Below are 18,657 nucleotides of genomic sequence, written 5' to 3' on the forward strand. Positions count from 1 at the left end.
CGAGCAAAGGCTCCCCTTCTTGCGCATGAAGTAGTCAGCGGGCACAGTACCTCTGCTTGGACCCCGCTATCTCCTTCCGCTGTTTCTGCTGCATATGAAGGGATTTTGCTATGAATCCGAAGGCTACGCCGGCTGAACTCCCGGGTAATACTGAAAAAATCGTCGATCGCCGCAGCATCCTGCTCGGGGGTACAGCGCTCGCCGCGGCGGGGCTGTCGGGCTCGGCCGCGATCGCCCAGGCGCAGCCCGCGCCCGCGGCACCGGCGGGCTCCGCAGGGCGCAAGCCCAACATCGTCGTGATCTTCGGCGACGATATCGGCATTCCCCAGATCAGCGCCTACACCATGGGCATGATGGGCTACCGCACGCCCAATATCGACCGTATCGCGCAGGAAGGCGCGATCTTCACCGACAGTTACGGCCAGCAGAGCTGCACCGCCGGCCGCGCCTCCTTCATCCTCGGCCAGGAGCCGTTCCGCACCGGTCTTCTGACCATCGGCATGCCGGGCGACCCGCACGGCATCCAGGACTGGATGCCGACCATTGCCGACGTGATGAAGACGCAGGGCTACGCGACCGGGCAATTCGGCAAGAACCATCTCGGCGACCGCGACGAGCACCTGCCGACGCGGCACGGCTTCGACGAGTTCTTCGGCAATCTTACCACCTGAATGCCGAGGAGGAGCCCGAGGGCTATTTTTATCCGAAGGACCCGGAGTTCAAGCGCAAGTTCGGCCCGCGCGGCGTGATCAAGTCATCCGCCGACGGCAAGATCGAGGATACCGGGCCGCTCAACACCAAGCGCATGGAAACCGTCGACGAGGAATTCCTGGCCGGCGCCAAGGATTTCATCGACCGGCAGGTGAAGGCGAACCGCCCCTTCTTCCTCTGGTTCAACTCGACCCGCATGCATGTCTTCACCCATCTGAAGAAGGAATCGATGGGCAAGACCGGCAAGGGCATCCATGCCGACGGCATGGTCGAGCATGACGGCATGGTCGGCGAACTCCTGAAGCAGCTCGACGATCTGCGCATCGCCGACAATACGATCGTGATCTACACGACCGATAACGGCGCCGAGCTCGCGCTCTGGCCGGACGGCGCGATGACGCCGTTCAAGAGCGAGAGGGCACGACCTGGGAAGGCGGCATGCGCATTCCCATGATGGTGCGCTGGCCCGGCGTGATCAAACCCGGCACACAGTACAACGACACGATCTCGCTGATCGACTGGTTCCCGACGCTCTGCGCCGCCGCCGGGGCGGGAGACATCAAGGAGAAGATGAAGGCCGGCTTCACCGCGGGAACCAAGACCTTCAAGGTCCATCTCGATGGCTTTGATTTCGGGCCCTATTTCAGGGGCGAGGTCAAAACCGCGCCCCGGGACGCGTTGATGTATTTCGATCAGGCCGGAAATCTCAACGCGATCCGCTGGAACGACTGGAAGCTCAGCTTTGCCCAGGCCAAGGGCAATATCGCGACCGGCACACGCGAGGTCACGGCCTGGGCGATGATCACCAACCTGCGCATGGATCCCTACGAGCGCGGCCTGGAAGAAGGCGGCGAAGCCATGAAGTTCCTGGCCCAGAACATGTGGCTGCTCGTGCCCATACAGGGGAAGATCAAGGAGTTCTTCTCCGACTTCGACCAGTATCCCTACCAGTCCGGCAGTTCGCTCAATGCCGGCGGCATCAACTACGGGCTGCTCAACCAGCAGGCCGCGATGAAGCGCCTCAAGGAGCTGGAATCGCTCCGGCCTCGCTGAGAAACCCAAGGTTCGCGCTGTCCCGGCGTCTTTTCGCCGGGGCAGCGCGAGCCGCCCATGGATGCCGGCATTCCCACAGGGCCGAGCACGAAACACGGATGTCAGTCCGCTCGGAGCGCCTGCCCCATCGGCCGAGACGATGCGTCGGCGCATCAAGCCGTGACGATCGCCATTGCCGGGCAACGGGCCTCGCGCGCGAGCCTGCGGCCAGCCCCCGCAGCCTGCCTCTCAATCGGCGACCAGGAACGCATTGCGGACGGCAAAAAATTCGCTCGTGAAATCCGCGCCGAGGCGTGAGTTCGCGCCGTCGGGCGGGCGCAGCAGCGCCCGGAAATGGACCGACGGCTCGAATGGGCGCACAGCGATGCCGCCGATCATGCGATCGGCAATGACGAAGGGGTTGACCAGGCCGATGCCGAGCCCTTGCGCGGCGAGAATGGCGATCGTCACGCCATAGGGCGTCTCGGAGTTTGCTTTAGTATCGCGCTGTTTCCACTTCGCGCAGGCAGATATCCAGCCGAGCAAGCAGCATATCGACATCTTCGGCCTCGACTGTCAGAGGCGGCCTGATCTTCAGGATGTTGTCCGCCGGTCCTTCGCGCCCGATCAGGATGCGCATGTCGCGCAACCGGTTCACGACATAATCCGCGGCCGCCGTCGCCGGGGTGCGGCTGTCGCCATCCGTGACCAGATCGACGCCCAGGAATAGGCCGAGGCCGCGGACGTCGCCGATGACCGGGTACTTCTCGCCCAGCGCCTGCAAACCGGTGAGCAGGCGCTCGCCCATTGCCTTCGCGTTGGCCGCCAGCCTTTCATCCTCGACGATGTCGAGCACTTCGGCAGCGATCAAGCAGGACAGGGTCGAGCCGCCGAAAGTCGAGAAATATTCCGGTCCCTCGGCGAAACGGTCGGCAACGGCGCGGGTCGTGATCACTGCACCGATGGGATGGCCGTTGCCCAGCGGCTTGCCCAGCACCACGATGTCGGGCCGCACGGCTTGCTGCTCGAACCCGAAATAGAAGTCGCCGAGCCGGCCCAGCCCGGTCTGCACCTCATCGGCGATGCAGATGCCACCGGCCCGACGGATGCGCTCATAGACCTGCGCGAGGTAGCCCGGCGGCGGGATGATCTGGCCGCCGACGCTCGGGAAAGTCTCCGCGATGAAGCCGGCCACCTTGCCGCCTCGCCGTTCGATCGCTGCCAGAGCCTCGTCGACCTGCGCGGCATAACGCAGCGCCCTGTCGGGATCGTCGCGTCGGAACCGCCCGCGATAATCATCCGCGACGTCGACCAGCTGCACCCATGGCTTGCGGCCGCCCATGCCCGGCTTGTTGAATTTATAGGCCGAGATGTCGATCGCACCGGTGGTGTTGCCGTGATAGCCGTGATCGGGCGTGACGATGTCGTAGCCGCCGCTGGCCGCGCGTGCGAGGCGAAGCGCGAGTTCGTTCGCCTCCGAACCCGAATTGACGAAGAAGCAGATCTCCAGCTCCTCGGGCAACTTCGCGGTAATGCGCTCGGCCAGCGCGACCTGAGCCGGGTGCAGGTAGCGTGTGTTGGAGTTCATCCGCGCCAGCTGGTCGGCGGCAACGGTCCGGATGCGTGGATGCGCATGACCGACATGGGGAACGTTGTTGTAAGCGTCGAGATAGGGCCGTCCCATCTCATCGAAGAGGTGGTGGCGCCAGCCGCGCAGGAAGGTGACGGGGCGCCGATAGCTGAGCTTGAGATTGGCGCCGAACCGGGCCTTGCGCTCGGCCAGCAACGCGGCTTCATCGATCGGCCGATAGGCGGCCCGGTCGTCCGGAAGATTGAGCAGCGCCGCCGGATTGGGGCAGATTGCCTGCCAGAGCTCCCAGTCGTCCGGGTCCGCTACGCCTGGCCAGTCATGGCCCATTCCGTCCAGCGTCAGGGCGAGCTGGAAATGCAGATGCGGTTCCCAGCCGCCGTTCCCGTCGGGTGTTCCCAGCCGCGCGAACACCTCGCCCGCAGTCACCTCGCAGCCGGGACGAAGCGTCTCGCACAGAGCCGGGTCGAGATGGCCGTAGAGCGTATGGAAGACGTCGCCCTCGGGGGTCTGGTGCTCGAGGATCGCAACGCCGCCATAGTCGAGATGGCCGGTGCGGTTCTCCACCATGGCCACCCTCCCCGCCAGCGGCGCATGGACCGGGTGCCCCGCCGGAGCGAAGATGTCGATGGCCATGTGGATGGTACGCCGGTTCGACGCCCGCCACGGTCCCTTGTGGAAGGCCCGGTCGGTGTAGACCAGCCTTGGCTCGCCATATTGCCCGAGCCAGCGGCTCCTATCCGAACCCTTGCGCGGACCGAGATGGCGGGCCTCGTCTTTACGCAGGTTGAACGGGTCCTGAGGCACCGTGCTCGTCGCTACCGAGAGCTGGCCGACGGATAGGTCGTCCAGTGCCTCGCCGATCACCGCGGCAAAGGTTCCCCTCTGCCGGTCGAGCCAGGCGGCCACGCGGTCTGCCGAGTCGGTTGCCGGCAGTCTGCATGCGACGCGCAAGCGCGCCCGCATGAGCGCGCCGTCGAGCGCTGCGTTCTCCAGCAACCGCCAGGCGGGTGCCTGCGAGATGGTCACATAGGCGTCGCCGGGGCGTCCGGCCGCTTCGATCGTCGAGTTCACGACGCTGACGGCAAGGCGCGTGCGCAGCAGCGGCCAGATCAGGTCGGTCTCGGCTGCGGTCAGCGGCGAGGCGCTGTGATAGCCGGCGACCAATGCCGCAAGGGCCGCCTCGGGCGTCTCATGGTCGAGGATCGCATAAGCGCCGGCGATCGCCAGTTCGCAGACCCTCGGGCCGACCGCCATATCGCCGAAATCGATCAGCCCGCTGATGCGCGTCGGCTCCGCGAGGCCCGGCACGACAAGGATGTTGAAGTCATTGAGATCGTTATGGATCACCTGCGATGGCAAGCCCCTCAGCGACGGGAGTGCGGCCTCGTAATCGGCCAGGATGTCCTCGATCAGCCGGCGACGCGCGCCGTTTCCGAGTACATCGAGATGCGCGCCGATCCACCCCGCCTTCGTCAGGTCCCATTTTGCCGCATCCGCCGTGGCCGCCCCCTCGAACCGGGCAAGCGCAAGATCGAGCCGCGCCGCCAGTGCGCCAAACGACGACAGGACCGCTAGCTGCTGCGGCCCTGCCTCGCCCATCGGGATGCCTTCAAGCGCGCGCTGGACCCACACCATCCGCGGCTGCCCGCGGTCGTCCGCGACATGCTGCCAGGCACGACCGTCCCGTGCCGGTAACACCTGCGGCAGCGGCAGCGTGGGATCGGCCGAGAGGGCGTGAGCGATGGCCACGCATTGCTGCTCGACCAGAGCGGCATCGCCATGAGCGCGCATCGCCTTGATGATAATATCGCCTTGCGGGGCTGTAGCGCGGAAGTTCAGGTCATGCTCGCCGCCAAGCTGCCGCAGCCCCCCCGTGCTCCCGAACTGTTCCGCGATGGCGCGCAACCAATCGTGGTTCATATCAAATCTCCTGAACTCATGGCGCGCTTCGACGACGCTTGCCGTGAGGGCTGGAGCCCCAAGGCAATGAGCGCGCCCGGCGCGGGGGGCTCAACCGACCCGGATACCGTCTCGCCGGCGCATCTCGTTCAAGGGCCAGACAGACGGGTCGATCAGGAAGAAGGGTTGAGCTGCGCGAGCGCCAGCCCGTGCAGCGTGCGGTCACCGGCGGCGGCGATCTGTCCCTTCCACGAAAGGTCGATGGCTTTGCCGGACCAGTCCGACACGACGCCCCCGGCTCCCTCGATGATGGCGATCGGGGCGAAGACGTCGAAGGCGTCCAGGCCGCCGTCAACTGCGATGTCGGTATTGCCGCGCGCCAGACAGCCATAGGCATAGCAGCTGCCGCCGTATTGGGTGAAGGCGACCGTCCGATCCAGCCGGTCGACCGCACTCCGCTCGGTCTCAGTCAGGAAGCGGGGGTTGGAACTCGTCAGGAAGGCCTGCTCCAGCGAGTTGCGAGGCCTGCAGCGAATAGGTCGGCCGTTATGCTCCGCGCCGGCGCCGGAAATGCCGGAGAGGCGCTCGCCGGTCGCCGGCAGGTCCATCAGCCCCAGCCAGGGGCGACCTGCGCGCGCGACCCCGATCAGGATGCCGTAGACCGGGATTCCGGCAATGAAAGCGGCGGTGCCGTCGATCGGGTCGATGACCCAGACGAATTCGCGATCCAGCCCGTGCGAGCCGAATTCCTCGCCCAATATGCCGTGGTCGGGATAGGCGACCTCGATGCGCTCGCGCAGGCGCTTTTCGATGGCGCGGTCGGTGGCGGTGACGAAGCTCTGGTCGGCCTTGATGTCGATCTTGTGGGCCGTGCGCAAGGCCTCGGAGACGATGGCGCGGCCCTCGTCGGCGAGTTGCTGGGCGAATGACAGGAGTTCGGAAGCGATGGGGTCGGTCATGTCTGTGCTCAATGTGAAAGGATCTGGCCAAGGAATTGCCGCGCGCGTTCGCTCTTCGGCTTCGAAAAGAAGTCCTCGGGCGCGGCGGCCTCGACGATCTCGCCGGCGTCCATGAAAATGATCTTGTCCGCCACGGACCGGGCAAAGCCCATCTCATGGGTGACGCACACCATCGTCATGCCGTCGCGGGCGAGGTCGCTCATCACGTCCAGCACCTCCGAGATCATCTCCGGATCAAGGGCCGATGTCGGTTCGTCGAACAGCATGACCTGCGGGTTCATACAGAGCGCACGGGCGATCGCCACGCGCTGCTGCTGGCCGCCGGAAAGCTGGCTGGGATACTTGTCGGCCTGGTCGGCGATGCGCACGCGCGTGAGATAGGTCATCGCCGTATCGCGCGCGGCCGCCTTATCCTTCTTGCGCACGAGGCGTTGGGCCAGCATCAGGTTCTTCAGCACCGTCAGATGCGGGAACAGGTTGAAGCTCTGGAACACCATGCCGACCTCGCGGCGCACGGCGATGGAGCTGCGCTCGCCTTCGAGAACGACGTCGTTGACCGTGATGCGGCCACTGTCATGCGTCTCCAATCCGTTGATGCAGCGGATCATCGTCGATTTGCCCGAGCCGGACGGCCCGCATACGACCAACTTCTGCCCCTTGGCGACGGTGAGGCTGACATTCTTCAGCGCCTGGAACGACCCGAATTGCTTGCATACATTGTCCAGAACGATCTGCTCCGGCGGTGTCATGCGGATGCCCCTCTCTTCATGTATTTGCCGAGGTAATCTTCAAGCTTGCCAAAGCCGACCTGGAAGACCCATGCCATGGCCAGGTAGATCAGTGCCGCCGCGATGAAGATCTCGAACGGGGCGAAGGTGTTGGACACGATCGTGCGGGCAACGCCGGTGATATCGAGAAGTGTGACCGTGCTCGCCAGGGCCGTTGCCTTCATCATTGAGATGAACTCATTGCTATAAGCCGGCAAAGCGAGGCGCACGGCGATCGGCGTCACGACATAGATGAAGCGTTGCGGGGCACTCAGGCCAAGCGCTCTCGCCGCCTCGTTGACGCCCTTGTCGACCCCCAGAACGCCGCCCCGCAGGATTTCGGATATGTAGGCGGAGCTGTTGAGCGAGAGCGCGACGACGCAGCAGCCGAAAGGCTCGCGCAGCACCGGCCACAGCACGCTTTCCCGGACGAAGTCGAGTTGCGGCAACCCGTGATAGATGATGAAGATCTGCACCAGGATCGGCGTACCACGCAGGAAGTAGATATAGCCCATGGCCGGCCAGGCGAGGTACCAGCGGCCGCTGATGCGCATCAGCAGGATCAGAACGGCAAGCACCAGGCCAATCGCCGTCGAATAGGCCATCAGCTTGAGCGTAATGCCGAGCCCCGCGGCGATCTGCGGCAAGCTCGACAGGATGAGGTTGAAGTCGAAGTTCATCGMGCCCTCTCCAAATGGCTGTTCGCATACCGCTCCAGCCACCATGTCAGGATGGTGATGACCGTCGTGATGGCGAGGTAGATCAGCGCCACGGTCATGAACATCAGGAAGGGCTTATGGGTGACGGCGGTCGCCATCTGGCCGACGAAGACGATTTCCTCCAGCCCGACGATCGAGATCAGGGCGGTGTCCTTCATGATCGACAGCATGTGATTGCCAAAGTTCGGCAGCGCGAGCCGCCACATTTGCGGCATGCGCACATAGAAGAAGGTCTGGCCTTTGGTTAGCCCCAGCGCGTGGGCCGCCTCGACCTGGCCGTGCGCCACACCCATGAAGGCGCCCCGGAACGTCTCGGTCATATAGGCTCCGACGATCAGCCCGATCGCGATCGCGCCAGCCCAGAAGGGCGGGACGTCGACGAACTTGATCTGCGGATCGTAGATCTGGGCAATCCGGGTCAGCACCACGGCCGTGCCGAAATAGAACAGCAGCAGAACCACTAGCTCGGGCGTGCCGCGAAAGACGACCGTATAGGCCTTGGCGAGAACCTGCGCCGCCCGATTGCGGGAGAGCTTGGCGCTCGCGCCAAGCAATCCGAAGATGACAGCGAGGACCAGCGAGGCTGTGAAGACCTTCAGGACCATCACGGTCCCGAAGAAGAAATCGTCCCACCAGCCGGAAAGTGCGGCCATGTATCATTCCCCCCGATCATGGCGGACCGGCACGGCCGGACCGCCATCGGCCATGTTCAGTTGATGCCGACGCCCTTCCAGTTCTCGGGACTGATCGAGAAGGGGAAGTATTTGTGGCCGTATTTCTCGAGCGAGCCGTTTTCGATCAGTGTCTTGAGCGCGCCGTTGACGCGCTTGACGAGATCCTCTTGGCCCTTGCGGATCCCGATGCCCACGCCCGTGCCGAAATACTCCTTTTCGTCGATGGCGGGTGAGACGAACTCGAACTTCGCTCCCTGATCAGTACTGAGGAATTCGAGATAGGCTTTCATCGGATTGGTGATGGCGACATCGACACGGCCGTTGCGCAGGTCGAGCAGCATGGCCTGGGCGCCGTCGTAGAGCCGGATATTGGCGCCGGGCAGCTTTGCTTCGATCCACTTCGCGTAGGTGGACGCCCGCTCGACGCCGACCGCGAGGTTCTTGAAGCTGCTCTGTATCGGCTTACCCTTGTCGTCAAAAAGCTTGAGATCCTTCCCCTTCGGACCGAGGAACCGCCCGATCGAGACGCGATAGGGGACCGAAAAGTCCATCTTCTGGAGCCGCTCGTCGGTGATGGACATCGATGCGACGATGAGGTCGAACTTGTTGGTCAGCAGCGCAGGGATCATGCCATCCCATTGCTGACAGACATATTGGAGGTCGGCGCCGATGAGTTCCGCGACGCCCTTTGCGACGTCCACGTCATAGCCGGTCATCTCGCCGCCGGGCGCGCGGAAGTTGAACGGCGCATAGGTGCATTCCATGCCGACCCGCAGCGTCTCCGCCTGGGCAGTCGCTGTCGCGATCGCGCTGACCGCCGCGAACGCTGCCGAAAGAACCAATTTCCTCATCGTCATAGCGGCTCCCCTTCTTTGATTATCGCCGATATTCGAAGTCGTGCCGAAGAGCGTCGCCCCCCGCACACAGCTAGCCGGCATACTATTCCAGCGTTTCCGGCGCGGGTGTTATCCCCCTGAGGGAGGATGGTGCGGGGGTGAGGAGGCTGCGTAGTTTCCCGGCATCGTGCTCGTTTGCCTGGGAGGCCGGTCTTGAAATTCGTGCGCATGCCGATCGAAATTGAAGCGCCAGAGCAGCTCGGATACGATACGATCCGTCGGAATCTGTCAGAAAGTTCGGTCGCCGACCGCAGGTTGGGCGAACTCAACGTCAAGCTGGACGACGTCCTGCTCTGCTATGGCGATCATAAGGGCAGCATCGACCTGAGGGATTCGGTGGCGAGCCTCGGTACCGGTCTCGACGCAGAAGACGTCCTCATCACGGCCGGCGCCTCGGCCGCCCTCTTCATGGTCGCCACCTCGCTTCTGGATAGGGACCAGCATCTCGTCGTGGTGCGCCCGAACTACGCGACGAACATCGAGACGCCGCGCGCGATCGGCTGCGACATCACCTTCATTGATCTCGATTTCGAGTCGGGCTTCCGCCTGGATATCGATCGGATCGAGGCGGCGATCCGGCCCAACACCAGATATGTTTCGGTGACCTATCCGCATAATCCCAGCGGCGTGATGATCTCGGAGGCCGAGCTGCACGCCATCGTCGCCCTCGTCGAAAGGAAGGGCTGCTTCCTCCTGTTCGACGAGACCTATCGTGAGATGACATTCGGCCAGATGCTACCGGTGGCCGCGACGCTCAGCCCCCGCGTGATCAGCGTCTCCTCGCTGTCGAAGACCTATGGCATTCCGGGTATCCGCATCGGCTGGCTGATCTGCCGCGATCCAAAGCTGATGCAGCTCTTTCTTGCCGCCAAGGAGCAGATCGGAATCTCGGGCAGCATGATCGACGAGTATGTCGGCTACATCGCGCTGAGCCAGCGCAGGGACTGGCTCGAGCCCAACAACCTATTGATCCGCAAGGGCTTCGAGCTGGTGAAGGCATGGATCGAACGCGACGAGTTCGTCGAATGGGTCGAGCCCCAAGGCGGCTGTGTTTGCCTGCCGCGGATCAGGCCTGATGTGAAGCTCGATCTGCCGACCTTCTATCATCGTCTTTACAGTGTCCATGGCACCTATGTCGGTGCCGGACGCTGGTTCGAGATGCCGGACAACTATTTCCGCGTCGGTTTTGGCTGGCCGACGCTGACGCAATTGTCTGAGGGCCTGGATGGCATTTCCGCGGCGATCCGCGACGCCAGGGGCTGAGGAAGGCCGGTTCTGCCGCCCGCCGCTGGATCATGCCTGCGGCCGGCGGTCTCGTTCAGCGTGCGGGGACCATACCTGCCGCTCCGCCGGAGCGGCTCGACACATCATCCTGCCTCTGGAGCGACATCAGGAACAGAGAGAACAGCTCCTGTTGCGTGGAAAGGCCGAGCTTGGCGTAGAGGTTCTGGCGGTGGGTCTTCACCGTCGTCACCGAAATGCCGAGATTGCGGCTGATCGACTCGCCCGAATGGCCCTTCAGGATCAGGTGGGCTACATCGCATTCGCGCGGGCTGAGTTTCCCTTTGCCGAAATCGCCCAGCAAGAGGTCGAAGGAGGCCCAATGCGTGTCACGCTTGCTGTCCTGGCGGCAATGCTGCCAGATTCGGCGGTAGATTGCCCCTATCAGGGGCTCGATGGTCCGCAGTGCCTCGCAGTCGGCATCGGAGAACCCGCCTAGGCTGGCCAGCCGATAAAAACTGATCTCCGCCATCTCGTCTTGGGGGAGTTCGACGGCGACGACCACCTCCTCCATCCCCGCCGGCCAGCCATAGGTGCGGTAGCCGAGTTCCTCGTCCACCTGTTGTTGGACCTTGAAGTGCCGGTAGTGGTCGGAGGTGAAATAGGCGTCCGGTGCGAGCTCCCGCAAGCGATAGATGCCCGCCTTCAGCCCGTTGAGATAGGCATTGTAGACCGGGTTGAGGATGTAGGTGCCGGCGATGTAAAGCTCGAGCGCTCGCTTTCCGGAGCGGTTGGCGAAGGTGTCGGCCACATAGACGGGGGCGGCCTCGCGCCGATAGACCACCGACATCGCTAGCTTGAAGGGGACGATGCGGTTGATCGCGTCCAGAAGCAAATAGGGGCTGTCGGAACGGTCAAACCGATCGATTGCGCGAGCGGCATCCAAGCTGAATGCCGCGATCATGCCCGCGTGTATCTCCCGATTCAACGCACTCAGTCCTCGTCCAGCTGCGTGACCCGCCTGTACTGCCGCCGGACTCAGGCTAACATGGCCGCATCCTGCCCAACAATCTTGGCGATCGCGGCAAGGGTCCGGTCGATCTCTTCGATCGTGTTGTAATGGGCGACACCCAGCCGAACGACGCCTTCGTCTTCGTCGAGCCCGAGCAGGCGCGCAGGCTCGAGCGCATAATTGTGCCCCGACCAGGCGCAGATGTCCTGCTCCGCCAGAGCTTTCGCGATGACATGGGTCGAGACATGCGAATGCGTGAAGGAAATTGTTGGTACCCGGTGAGCGAGGGAGGCCGCATCGGTGATGCCGCGGACGGTGACATGGGGCAGCCGCAGGAGCCCCCCGATCAGGCGGCGCGACAGCACGTTCTCATAGGCCTCGAAGCTGCGGTAAGCGCCCAAAAGCTTCTCGCGACGCGTTCCGTGGTGGCCGGTGGCCTCACCCAGCCACTCGAGATAGTCGACCGTCGCGGCAAGTCCGGCCAGAAGCTCCGTCTGCGGGGTGCCCGTTTCGAAGCGCTCCGGCAGGGCGTCGCTGGCGCAGCGACACTTGTACGGCTCCAGTTCGGCCAGCAGGCTCTCGCGCCCCCATACCATGCCGAGGTGCGGGCCGAAGAACTTGTAGGACGAGCAGGCCAGGAAATCGCAGCCCAATGCGTGGACTTCGGGAAGCCGGTGCGGCACCAGTTGAACCGCGTCGACATAGACCAATGCGCCGGCTTGCTTCGCGATGGCCGTGAGTGCGGCGACGTCGTTGATGGAACCCGTCATGTTGCTGGCGTAGTTGAGGGCGAGCAGGCGCGTACGGTTGCTGAGGAGTGGCCTGAGGTCCTCCGGCTCGATGCGCCAGCTGTCACGGTTGAAGGGCAGCCATTTGACCTCCAGCCCCAGGTCCCGCGCCATTAGCAGCCAGGGCGAGACGTTGCCCTCATGTTCCATGCGGGTGAGGATGATCTCGTCGCCCGGCCGGAACCGCCTGCCGATCGAGCGTGAGAGATGCAGCGTCAGCGTGGTCATGTTCTGGCCGATGACGATCTCGCGCTCGGATGCCGCCCCAAGCAGGTCGGCCACGGCCTGGTGCGCCTTGAGCCAGATGGCGTCAGCCCGCCTGGAACCGGCAAAGAACCCACCCAGATTGCTGCTGGCACCGGCCATGGCCGCGCCGACGGCGTCGATCACCTGCTGCGGGACCAGTGTTCCGGCGKGATTGTCGAGATAAATCGGCGGATTGGCGACCCTGGAAAGCGCCGGAAACCGGCTGCGTACACTCTCGACGGGGAACGTCTTGGACGGGGCTTGATCGTTCATTGCATGGCCTCGGATAGGATGTGGAGTGAACCCGCACCGCCTGTCATCGTGTGGATCCCAGCTACCCCATTCGATCTCGTGCGCACCATCATCCCTAAGGGGGAGGTCGCTGAGCCGGCGCCATTTGATCGGCGGGCTGTCTCAGATGATCGCGGGGAGCATCATCTTGCGAACCGGCTCGTCAACGCGGCCGCAGTCGGCTTCATCCTTTTCACTCCCTCAGGAAACGGATTACCTTGCAAATCGGGAATTCTCCTCCATAATTGCAAGGATGATACCGCGTCGCATTGCTTCTGAACTAACCCATCTGATCGACAGCTATCCGGCGGTCGCATTGCTGGGGCCACGGCAGGTCGGAAAAACGACCCTGGCCCACGAAATAGGTGAGACGCGCCCCTCGATCTATCTTGACCTGGAATCGGATGCCGATCGCGCCAAGCTGACCGAGCCCGAGCTCTATCTTGCAGGCCACGAAGACAAGCTGGTGATCCTTGACGAGGTGCATCGCCTGCCCGGCCTCTTTCAGAACCTGCGAGGATTGATCGACCGTGGTCGACGTGCCGGCCACCGGACAGGGCGCTTCCTGCTGCTGGGCTCGGCCTCGATCGAGCTTCTGAAGCAATCAGGCGAGAGCCTTGCGGGCCGGATTTCGTATCTTGAACTCGGGCCGATCAACGGTCTTGAGGTCCCTCGGGAGGATCTGAACAGGTTATGGCTGCGAGGTGGCTTTCCAGACAGCTTCCTGGCCGCCAGCGCTCGCGTGAGCCAGCGCTGGAGACAGGATTTCGTTCGTACCTATCTTGAGCGTGACATTCCGCAGTTGGGTCCTCGGATCCCGGCTGAGACTTTGCGGCGTTTCTGGACGATGCTCGCGCATCATCAGTCGGGCCTGCTGAATGGAGCGGAGCTGGCACGTTCCCTTGGCGTCGACGGCAAGACGGTCGCGTCCTATCTCGATCTCCTGGTCGATCTGCTTCTCGTCCGTCGCCTTGAGCCTTGGCACGCCAACGCCGGAAAGCGCTTGGTCAAATCACCCCGTGTATACGTCCGGGACAGTGGGATCACGCATACGCTCCTCGGCCTGGAAACGCTGGAGGACGTCCTCGGACATCCCATCGCCGGCGCCAGTTGGGAAGGTTTTGCGATCGAGACTCTTATCGCCGCCGTGCCACCTGGCACTCAGGCAAACTTCTATCGCACAGCTGCGGGCGCAGAAATCGATCTCGTGCTGACCCTGCCTGGACGGCGGCCCTGGGCGATCGAGATCAAGCGCAGCCTCACGCCGAAGGTGGAGCGAGGATTTCATCACGCTTGCGAGGATATCGCCCCCGAGCGACGCATCGTGATCTATCCGGGCGTCGAGCCATACCCACTCCGGGACGGAATCGACGTGATGCCGCTCGACCATGCCGCCCGAGCGTTGAGCGGGGGCTGAGCCGCATATCGATGCCCCGGCGAGGCGAACGCGACATTGAAACTGGCCAGACGAGTCGGGCGCATTGCAGAACCTAAGCTAAAATAATATATGGATGCTTATGAACAGCATGCCTAAAGCCCTGACCAAAGAGCAGCCCTCGCGCACTGTCGGTTTCCTCCTGCACGATGTCGCGCGACTGCTGCGCAAGCGCTTCGAGCAGAATGCCCGCGGGTTCGGGTTGGAGCTGACCCGGTCGCAATGGCAGGTGCTGGCCTATCTCGACAAGAATGAAGGCATCCGGCAGGGCGGCCTTGCCGAGTTGCTCGAGGTCGAGCCGATCACGCTCGGCCGCATCCTCGACAAGCTCGAAAGCTGCGGACTGATCGAACGCCGGCACGACGCCACGGACCGGCGCGTCTGGCGGCTCTCCCTCACAGAAAAGGCCGGGCCGACCCTCGCGACCATGCGCGAGCTCGGCGAGATCACCCGCGCCGAGGCCTTCGCCGACACCTCCGAAGCCGAGCGCGAGGCGCTCCTCGCCCTGCTCACGACGATGCGTGGGAACCTCTCGGCGGCCTGTGCGATGCCGCCAGCCGTAGGACCGAAGACCGATGGATGACACAGCGAGACAACCCGACCCCGTCCGGAACGACGGCTCGGATCCTTCTGCGGCCAGCAACGTGACCGAAATCCGCCGCCCCGAGCCGAGGCTGCCTTCGGCTCAGCCCGCCCCTGTCACTAAAGCTCCCGAGACCACGGCGCAGGCGCCTGCCCCGGCCAGCACCGCTCCCGCCGCCAAGCCGCGCAATCTGAAGCGCTCCATCCTCTTCGCATTGCTGCCCGTCGCGCTTGCCGCGGGCGGCTACTGGTACGTCGTCGGCGGGCAGGTCATGTCGACCGACAACGCCTATGTGCAAGCCGACATCGTCGGCATCTCGACCGACGTCGCCGGCATCGTTGGCGAAATCGACGTGCGCGACAACCAGCAGGTCAAGGCCGGGGACGTTCTGTTCAAGCTCGACGACGCGCAGTTCCGCTTCGCCCTCGACCGGGCGAACGCGCAGATTGGGGTGGTCCGCAACGATCTTGAAGCGCAGAAGGCGAACTACAAGGCGATGCAGAGCAAGATCGCCCAGGCCAGGACCGATATCGATTACTACACCACCGCCTTCAAGCGGCAGCAGGACCTCGCGACCAAGGCGGTGGCCTCGCAGGTGACCTATGATTCAGCCAAGCACGATCTCGATGGCGCCGTGCAGAAGCTCGCGCAGCTCCAGAGCCAGCTCATCGGTATCGCCGCCAGCCTGAACGGCAATCCCGATGCGCCGATCGAGGACCACCCTCGCTACAAGGACAGCGTCGCAGCCCGGGCCGAGGCTGCCCGCCAGCTCGATCACACCGTGGTCAAGGCGCCGATGGACGGCATCGTCACCAATGTGCCCTCGCTGCAGAAGGGGCAGTACCTTGCCGACGCGACCGTCGGCTTCAGCCTGGTCTCGGCCGACCATGTCTGGATCCAGGCGAACCCCAAGGAGACCGAGTTGACCTGGGTCCGCCCGGGACAGAAGGCGCGGGTCTATGTCGACACCTATCCCGGCGCCGAATGGACCGGCACGGTCGACAGCATCAGCCCGGCCTCGGCCGCAAGCTTTTCGCTGCTGCCGGCCCAGAACACCAGCGGCAACTGGGTCAAGGTCGTCCAGCGCATCGCCATGCGCGTCAAGATCGACACGCCCGCCGGCAAGCCGCTGTTGCGGGCTGGCATGAGCGTCGTGCTTGATGTCGATACCGGCCGCGCCCGCGGCCTGCCCAGCTTCGTCTCGGACCTCTTCGGCAAGACCGAGACTCACAATGGCTGATGGTGTCGCCACGGCGGCGACCCCCGTGGTCGCCAATCGCGGCGCCATCACCGTCTGCGTGATCCTCGCCGTGATCATGCAGGCTCTCGACACGACGATCGCGAATGTCGCGCTGCCCTATATCCAGGGCAGCGTCTCGGCCAGCGCCGATCAGATCAACTGGGTCCTGACCTCCTATATCGTCGCGGCCGCGATCATGACGCCGCCATCGGGCTTCCTTGCCGCCCGCTTCGGCAGGAAGCGCGTGCTCTCGGTCGCGATCATCGGCTTCGTCGTCGCCTCGATGCTCTGCGGCGCCGCGCAGTCGCTGACTCAGATCGTCGGCTTCCGCCTGCTCCAGGGCTTCTTCGGCGCCGCCCTGGTGCCGGTGTCCCAGAGCATCCTGCTCGACATCTACACGCCGGAGGAGCGCGGCTCGGCGATGGCGCTGTTCGGCGTCTCGGTCATGGTCGGCCCGGTGCTCGGCCCCGTCATCGGCGGCTGGCTGACCGAGAACATCTCCTGGCGCTGGGTCTTCTATATCAACCTGCCGCTCGGCGCATTGGCCCTGGCGGGCGTCGGGATCTTCGTCACCGAGACGAAATCGAACGCCTTGGCCAGGCTCGACTGGATCGGCTTCGGCGCGCTCAGCCTCGCCATCGCCTCGCTCCAGCTCTTCCTCGACCGCGGCGCCCAGCTCGACTGGTTTTCGTCGCTCGAGATCATCGTCGAGGCGACGGTCTGCGTCGCGGCGATCTACATCCTGGTGGTCCACACCCTCACGGCAGAGAACTCCTTCATCAAGCCGCGCCTGTTCCTCGATCGCAACTTCAGCGTCGGCATGATCTTCATCTTCATCGTCGGCATCACCTATCTCGCTTCGCTGGCGTTGATGACGCCCTATTTGCAGACGCTGATGGGCTACCCCGTCGTCACCGCCGGCATCGTCATGGGCCCGCGCGGCATGGGCACGATGCTCTGCATGTTCCTGGTCGGACGGCTGATCGGCAAGGTCGACATCCGCATCCTGCTCGGCGCCGGCCTGGCCGTCAGCGCCTGGGCGATGTACGACATGGCCGGCTGGACCCCGGACGTCTCGCAGCAGACGATCATCGTCACCGGCTTCATCCAGGGAGCGGGTCTGGGCCTGCTCTTCGTGCCGCTGACCACTGTGACCTTCTCCACGCTGCAGCCGCAGGATCGCGGCGACGCCACCGGCCTTTACAACCTGTCGCGCAATATCGGCTCCAGTGTCGGCATCTCGATCGTCAGCTATCTGCTCACCCGCAACGTCCAGGTGAACCACGCCGAGATCGCGACTTACGTCACGCCCTTCAACCGCATCTTCGAGATGCCGGCGATCAAGGAGGCCTGGGATCCGCTGACGCTGGCCGGGCGCGCCGCGCTCGACGAGGTCATCACGCGCCAGGCGATGATCATCGCCTATATCGACGATTTCAAGCTGCTGATGATCCTGTGCCTCGCGGCCATGCCGTTCCTCGCCCTGCTGGTCACCTCGAAGCAGAAGAAGGCGCCGTCGGATGACCATCCGATGGTCATGGAGTAGCGCGCCGCTGGCCCCGCCCGAGGGAGTATCGCGCGATCGCCTCCACCAGCGCATCGGGCAGCTCGATCTCCTGGCGAGCCGGCCTTTGTCCGGGAATATGGACGCCCTTGCCCGCCAGGCGTTCGAGATGCGCAGCCAGCCGGGCTGAAAAATCCGGAGCGAAGAGCTCCGGCTTCAGCGCGACGACCAGGAGCCCTACGCCGGGGGATTGGCTGCCGCCAGCGAAGGACGGCGCATCGAGCGACCAGTTCGCGCCGGTCATGCCGGCTGCCAGGGTTTCCACGATCAGCGCGATATTGGCGCCGCGCTCGCCCCCAAAAGCGAGAAGCGCTCCGGTGAGCGCCGCGCGTGGGTCGGTGGTGGGCTGGCCGCTCGCATCCACGGCCCAGCCCGGCGGTATCGCCTCGCCGGTCGCGGCGGCCTGCCTGATATTGACGAAGGCCGTCGCGCTCGTGGCCTGGTCAATGACCAAAGGCTGGCCGCCCGCGACGGGCGCGGCGAAGGAGAGCGGATTGGTGCCGTAGACGGCCTCCTGGCTCTTGCCCGCCGCCACCAGCGCCGGCCCATTGGCAAGGGCAAGCCCGATCAATCCTGCTTCGGCGAGACGGCGGGTGTAGTAGCCGAGTTCGCCGACCGTGTAGCTGTTCGCCTGGATCAGCAGCGCGAGGCCGTAGAGCCCGGCGCGCGCCTGCAATTCAGCAAAGGCGAGATCGAAACCGAGCTGGGCGATGCCTCCCCCGGCCTCGATCCGGATCGAGGCCGAGGTCGGAAAGCTGACCTCCGGGGTGACGGAGCCCGCGATCCGCCCGGCCGCGAGGCTATCGAGATAGTCCAGGAGATGCGCGAACCCGACAGAGGGACGACCCGACACTTCCGCAGCGATCGTCGCATCCGCGAGCGCTGCCGCGACAGCATCGCTGCCTCCAGCGGCCAGCACGGCGTGGCGCGCCATCTCGTGCGCGCCGTCTATCGTCATTCGCATCGCTGCCCCCGCCCCCCGCAAAAGCTGTGGCCCCATACCGGGGAAGAGCGGGGTTAAATCCAGCC

At 64.3% G+C, this 18,657-nt stretch carries 15 protein-coding genes and 1 pseudogene; 6 read left to right on the forward strand and 10 right to left on the reverse strand.

The annotated features are described in order from the left end of the window. Positions 1 to 110: 110 nt before the first annotated feature. Positions 111 to 1,764: pseudogene (locus tag AC1DGP_RS27940) on the forward strand (arylsulfatase). Between the two features lie 228 nt (positions 1,765 to 1,992). Here the strand turns inward: AC1DGP_RS27940 and AC1DGP_RS27945 are convergent. The 7 genes from AC1DGP_RS27945 to AC1DGP_RS27975 all read right to left on the reverse strand — a co-directional run bounded on the left by AC1DGP_RS27945 (position 1,993) and on the right by AC1DGP_RS27975 (position 9,203). Beyond that, on the reverse strand, positions 1,993 to 2,214 hold the full coding sequence (locus AC1DGP_RS27945; RefSeq protein WP_441507569.1) for a type 2 periplasmic-binding domain-containing protein: 222 nt from the start codon (positions 2,212 to 2,214) through the stop codon (positions 1,993 to 1,995). 25 nt (positions 2,215 to 2,239) lie between these two features. Continuing rightward, a complete protein-coding gene (locus AC1DGP_RS27950; RefSeq protein ID WP_441507570.1) occupies positions 2,240 to 5,254 on the reverse strand; it encodes an aminotransferase class III-fold pyridoxal phosphate-dependent enzyme in 3,015 nt (1,004 codons plus the stop codon). A 152-nt stretch (positions 5,255 to 5,406) separates the two neighbouring features. After that, entirely contained in the window at positions 5,407 to 6,192 is a 786-nt protein-coding gene (locus tag AC1DGP_RS27955; protein ID WP_441507571.1) for an inositol monophosphatase family protein, read from the reverse strand. 8 nt (positions 6,193 to 6,200) lie between these two features. After that, positions 6,201 to 6,941, reverse strand: coding sequence for an amino acid ABC transporter ATP-binding protein (locus AC1DGP_RS27960; RefSeq protein ID WP_441507572.1), 741 nt, complete (start codon positions 6,939 to 6,941; stop codon positions 6,201 to 6,203). Further along, positions 6,938 to 7,639: an ABC transporter permease gene (locus tag AC1DGP_RS27965; protein WP_441507573.1), complete on the reverse strand. Its 702-nt coding sequence runs from the start codon at positions 7,637 to 7,639 to the stop codon at positions 6,938 to 6,940. The genes AC1DGP_RS27960 and AC1DGP_RS27965 overlap by 4 nt, the downstream gene beginning before the upstream one ends. Then, complete coding sequence (locus AC1DGP_RS27970) at positions 7,636 to 8,331, reverse strand: ABC transporter permease (RefSeq protein ID WP_441507574.1); 696 nt, start codon at positions 8,329 to 8,331, stop codon at positions 7,636 to 7,638. Before AC1DGP_RS27970 ends, AC1DGP_RS27965 begins: the two co-directional genes overlap by 4 nt. 56 nt (positions 8,332 to 8,387) lie before the next feature. Next, positions 8,388 to 9,203, reverse strand: a complete 816-nt coding sequence (locus AC1DGP_RS27975) for a transporter substrate-binding domain-containing protein (RefSeq protein ID WP_441507575.1) — start codon at positions 9,201 to 9,203, stop codon at positions 8,388 to 8,390. 207 nt (positions 9,204 to 9,410) lie between these two features. On the opposite strand from AC1DGP_RS27975, the gene AC1DGP_RS27980 reads away from it, so the two are divergent. Next, the gene (locus tag AC1DGP_RS27980; protein WP_441507620.1) at positions 9,411 to 10,511 is read left to right on the forward strand and encodes a pyridoxal phosphate-dependent aminotransferase; all 1,101 of its coding nucleotides are present in this window, start codon (positions 9,411 to 9,413) and stop codon (positions 10,509 to 10,511) included. Between the two features lie 55 nt (positions 10,512 to 10,566). Here the strand turns inward: AC1DGP_RS27980 and AC1DGP_RS27985 are convergent, their stop codons facing one another. Together AC1DGP_RS27985 and AC1DGP_RS27990 are read right to left on the reverse strand one after the other, a co-directional pair. After that, on the reverse strand, positions 10,567 to 11,433 hold the full coding sequence (locus AC1DGP_RS27985) for a helix-turn-helix domain-containing protein (RefSeq protein WP_441507576.1): 867 nt from the start codon (positions 11,431 to 11,433) through the stop codon (positions 10,567 to 10,569). Positions 11,434 to 11,507: 74 nt separating this feature from the next. Next, positions 11,508 to 12,788 carry a cysteine desulfurase-like protein gene (locus AC1DGP_RS27990; RefSeq protein ID WP_476832751.1) on the reverse strand — a complete coding sequence of 427 codons (1,281 nt, stop codon included), beginning with the start codon at positions 12,786 to 12,788 and terminating at the stop codon, positions 11,508 to 11,510. Positions 12,789 to 13,059: 271 nt separating this feature from the next. Here AC1DGP_RS27990 and AC1DGP_RS27995 point away from each other — a divergent pair, with 271 nt between their 5' ends. The 4 genes from AC1DGP_RS27995 to AC1DGP_RS28010 all read left to right on the forward strand — a co-directional run bounded on the left by AC1DGP_RS27995 (position 13,060) and on the right by AC1DGP_RS28010 (position 17,610). Then, complete coding sequence (locus AC1DGP_RS27995) at positions 13,060 to 14,223, forward strand: ATP-binding protein (RefSeq protein ID WP_441507621.1); 1,164 nt, start codon at positions 13,060 to 13,062, stop codon at positions 14,221 to 14,223. Between the two features lie 109 nt (positions 14,224 to 14,332). Then, positions 14,333 to 14,824 carry a MarR family winged helix-turn-helix transcriptional regulator gene (locus AC1DGP_RS28000; protein WP_441493369.1) on the forward strand — a complete coding sequence of 164 codons (492 nt, stop codon included), beginning with the start codon at positions 14,333 to 14,335 and terminating at the stop codon, positions 14,822 to 14,824. A gap of 61 nt (positions 14,825 to 14,885) precedes the next feature. Next, positions 14,886 to 16,064 (forward strand): HlyD family secretion protein, encoded by a 1,179-nt coding sequence (locus tag AC1DGP_RS28005; RefSeq protein ID WP_441507578.1) that lies wholly within the window; start codon positions 14,886 to 14,888, stop codon positions 16,062 to 16,064. Continuing rightward, positions 16,057 to 17,610, forward strand: a complete 1,554-nt coding sequence (locus AC1DGP_RS28010; RefSeq protein ID WP_441507579.1) for a DHA2 family efflux MFS transporter permease subunit — start codon at positions 16,057 to 16,059, stop codon at positions 17,608 to 17,610. The genes AC1DGP_RS28005 and AC1DGP_RS28010 overlap by 8 nt, the downstream gene beginning before the upstream one ends. On the opposite strand, the gene AC1DGP_RS28015 is transcribed toward AC1DGP_RS28010, so the two are convergent. Further along, entirely contained in the window at positions 17,600 to 18,586 is a 987-nt protein-coding gene (locus AC1DGP_RS28015; RefSeq protein WP_476832752.1) for an Ldh family oxidoreductase, read from the reverse strand. The genes AC1DGP_RS28010 and AC1DGP_RS28015 overlap by 11 nt on opposite strands. Between the last annotated feature and the right edge of the window lie 71 nt (positions 18,587 to 18,657).

The organism is Allobosea sp. 05T433, assembly GCF_056396065.1.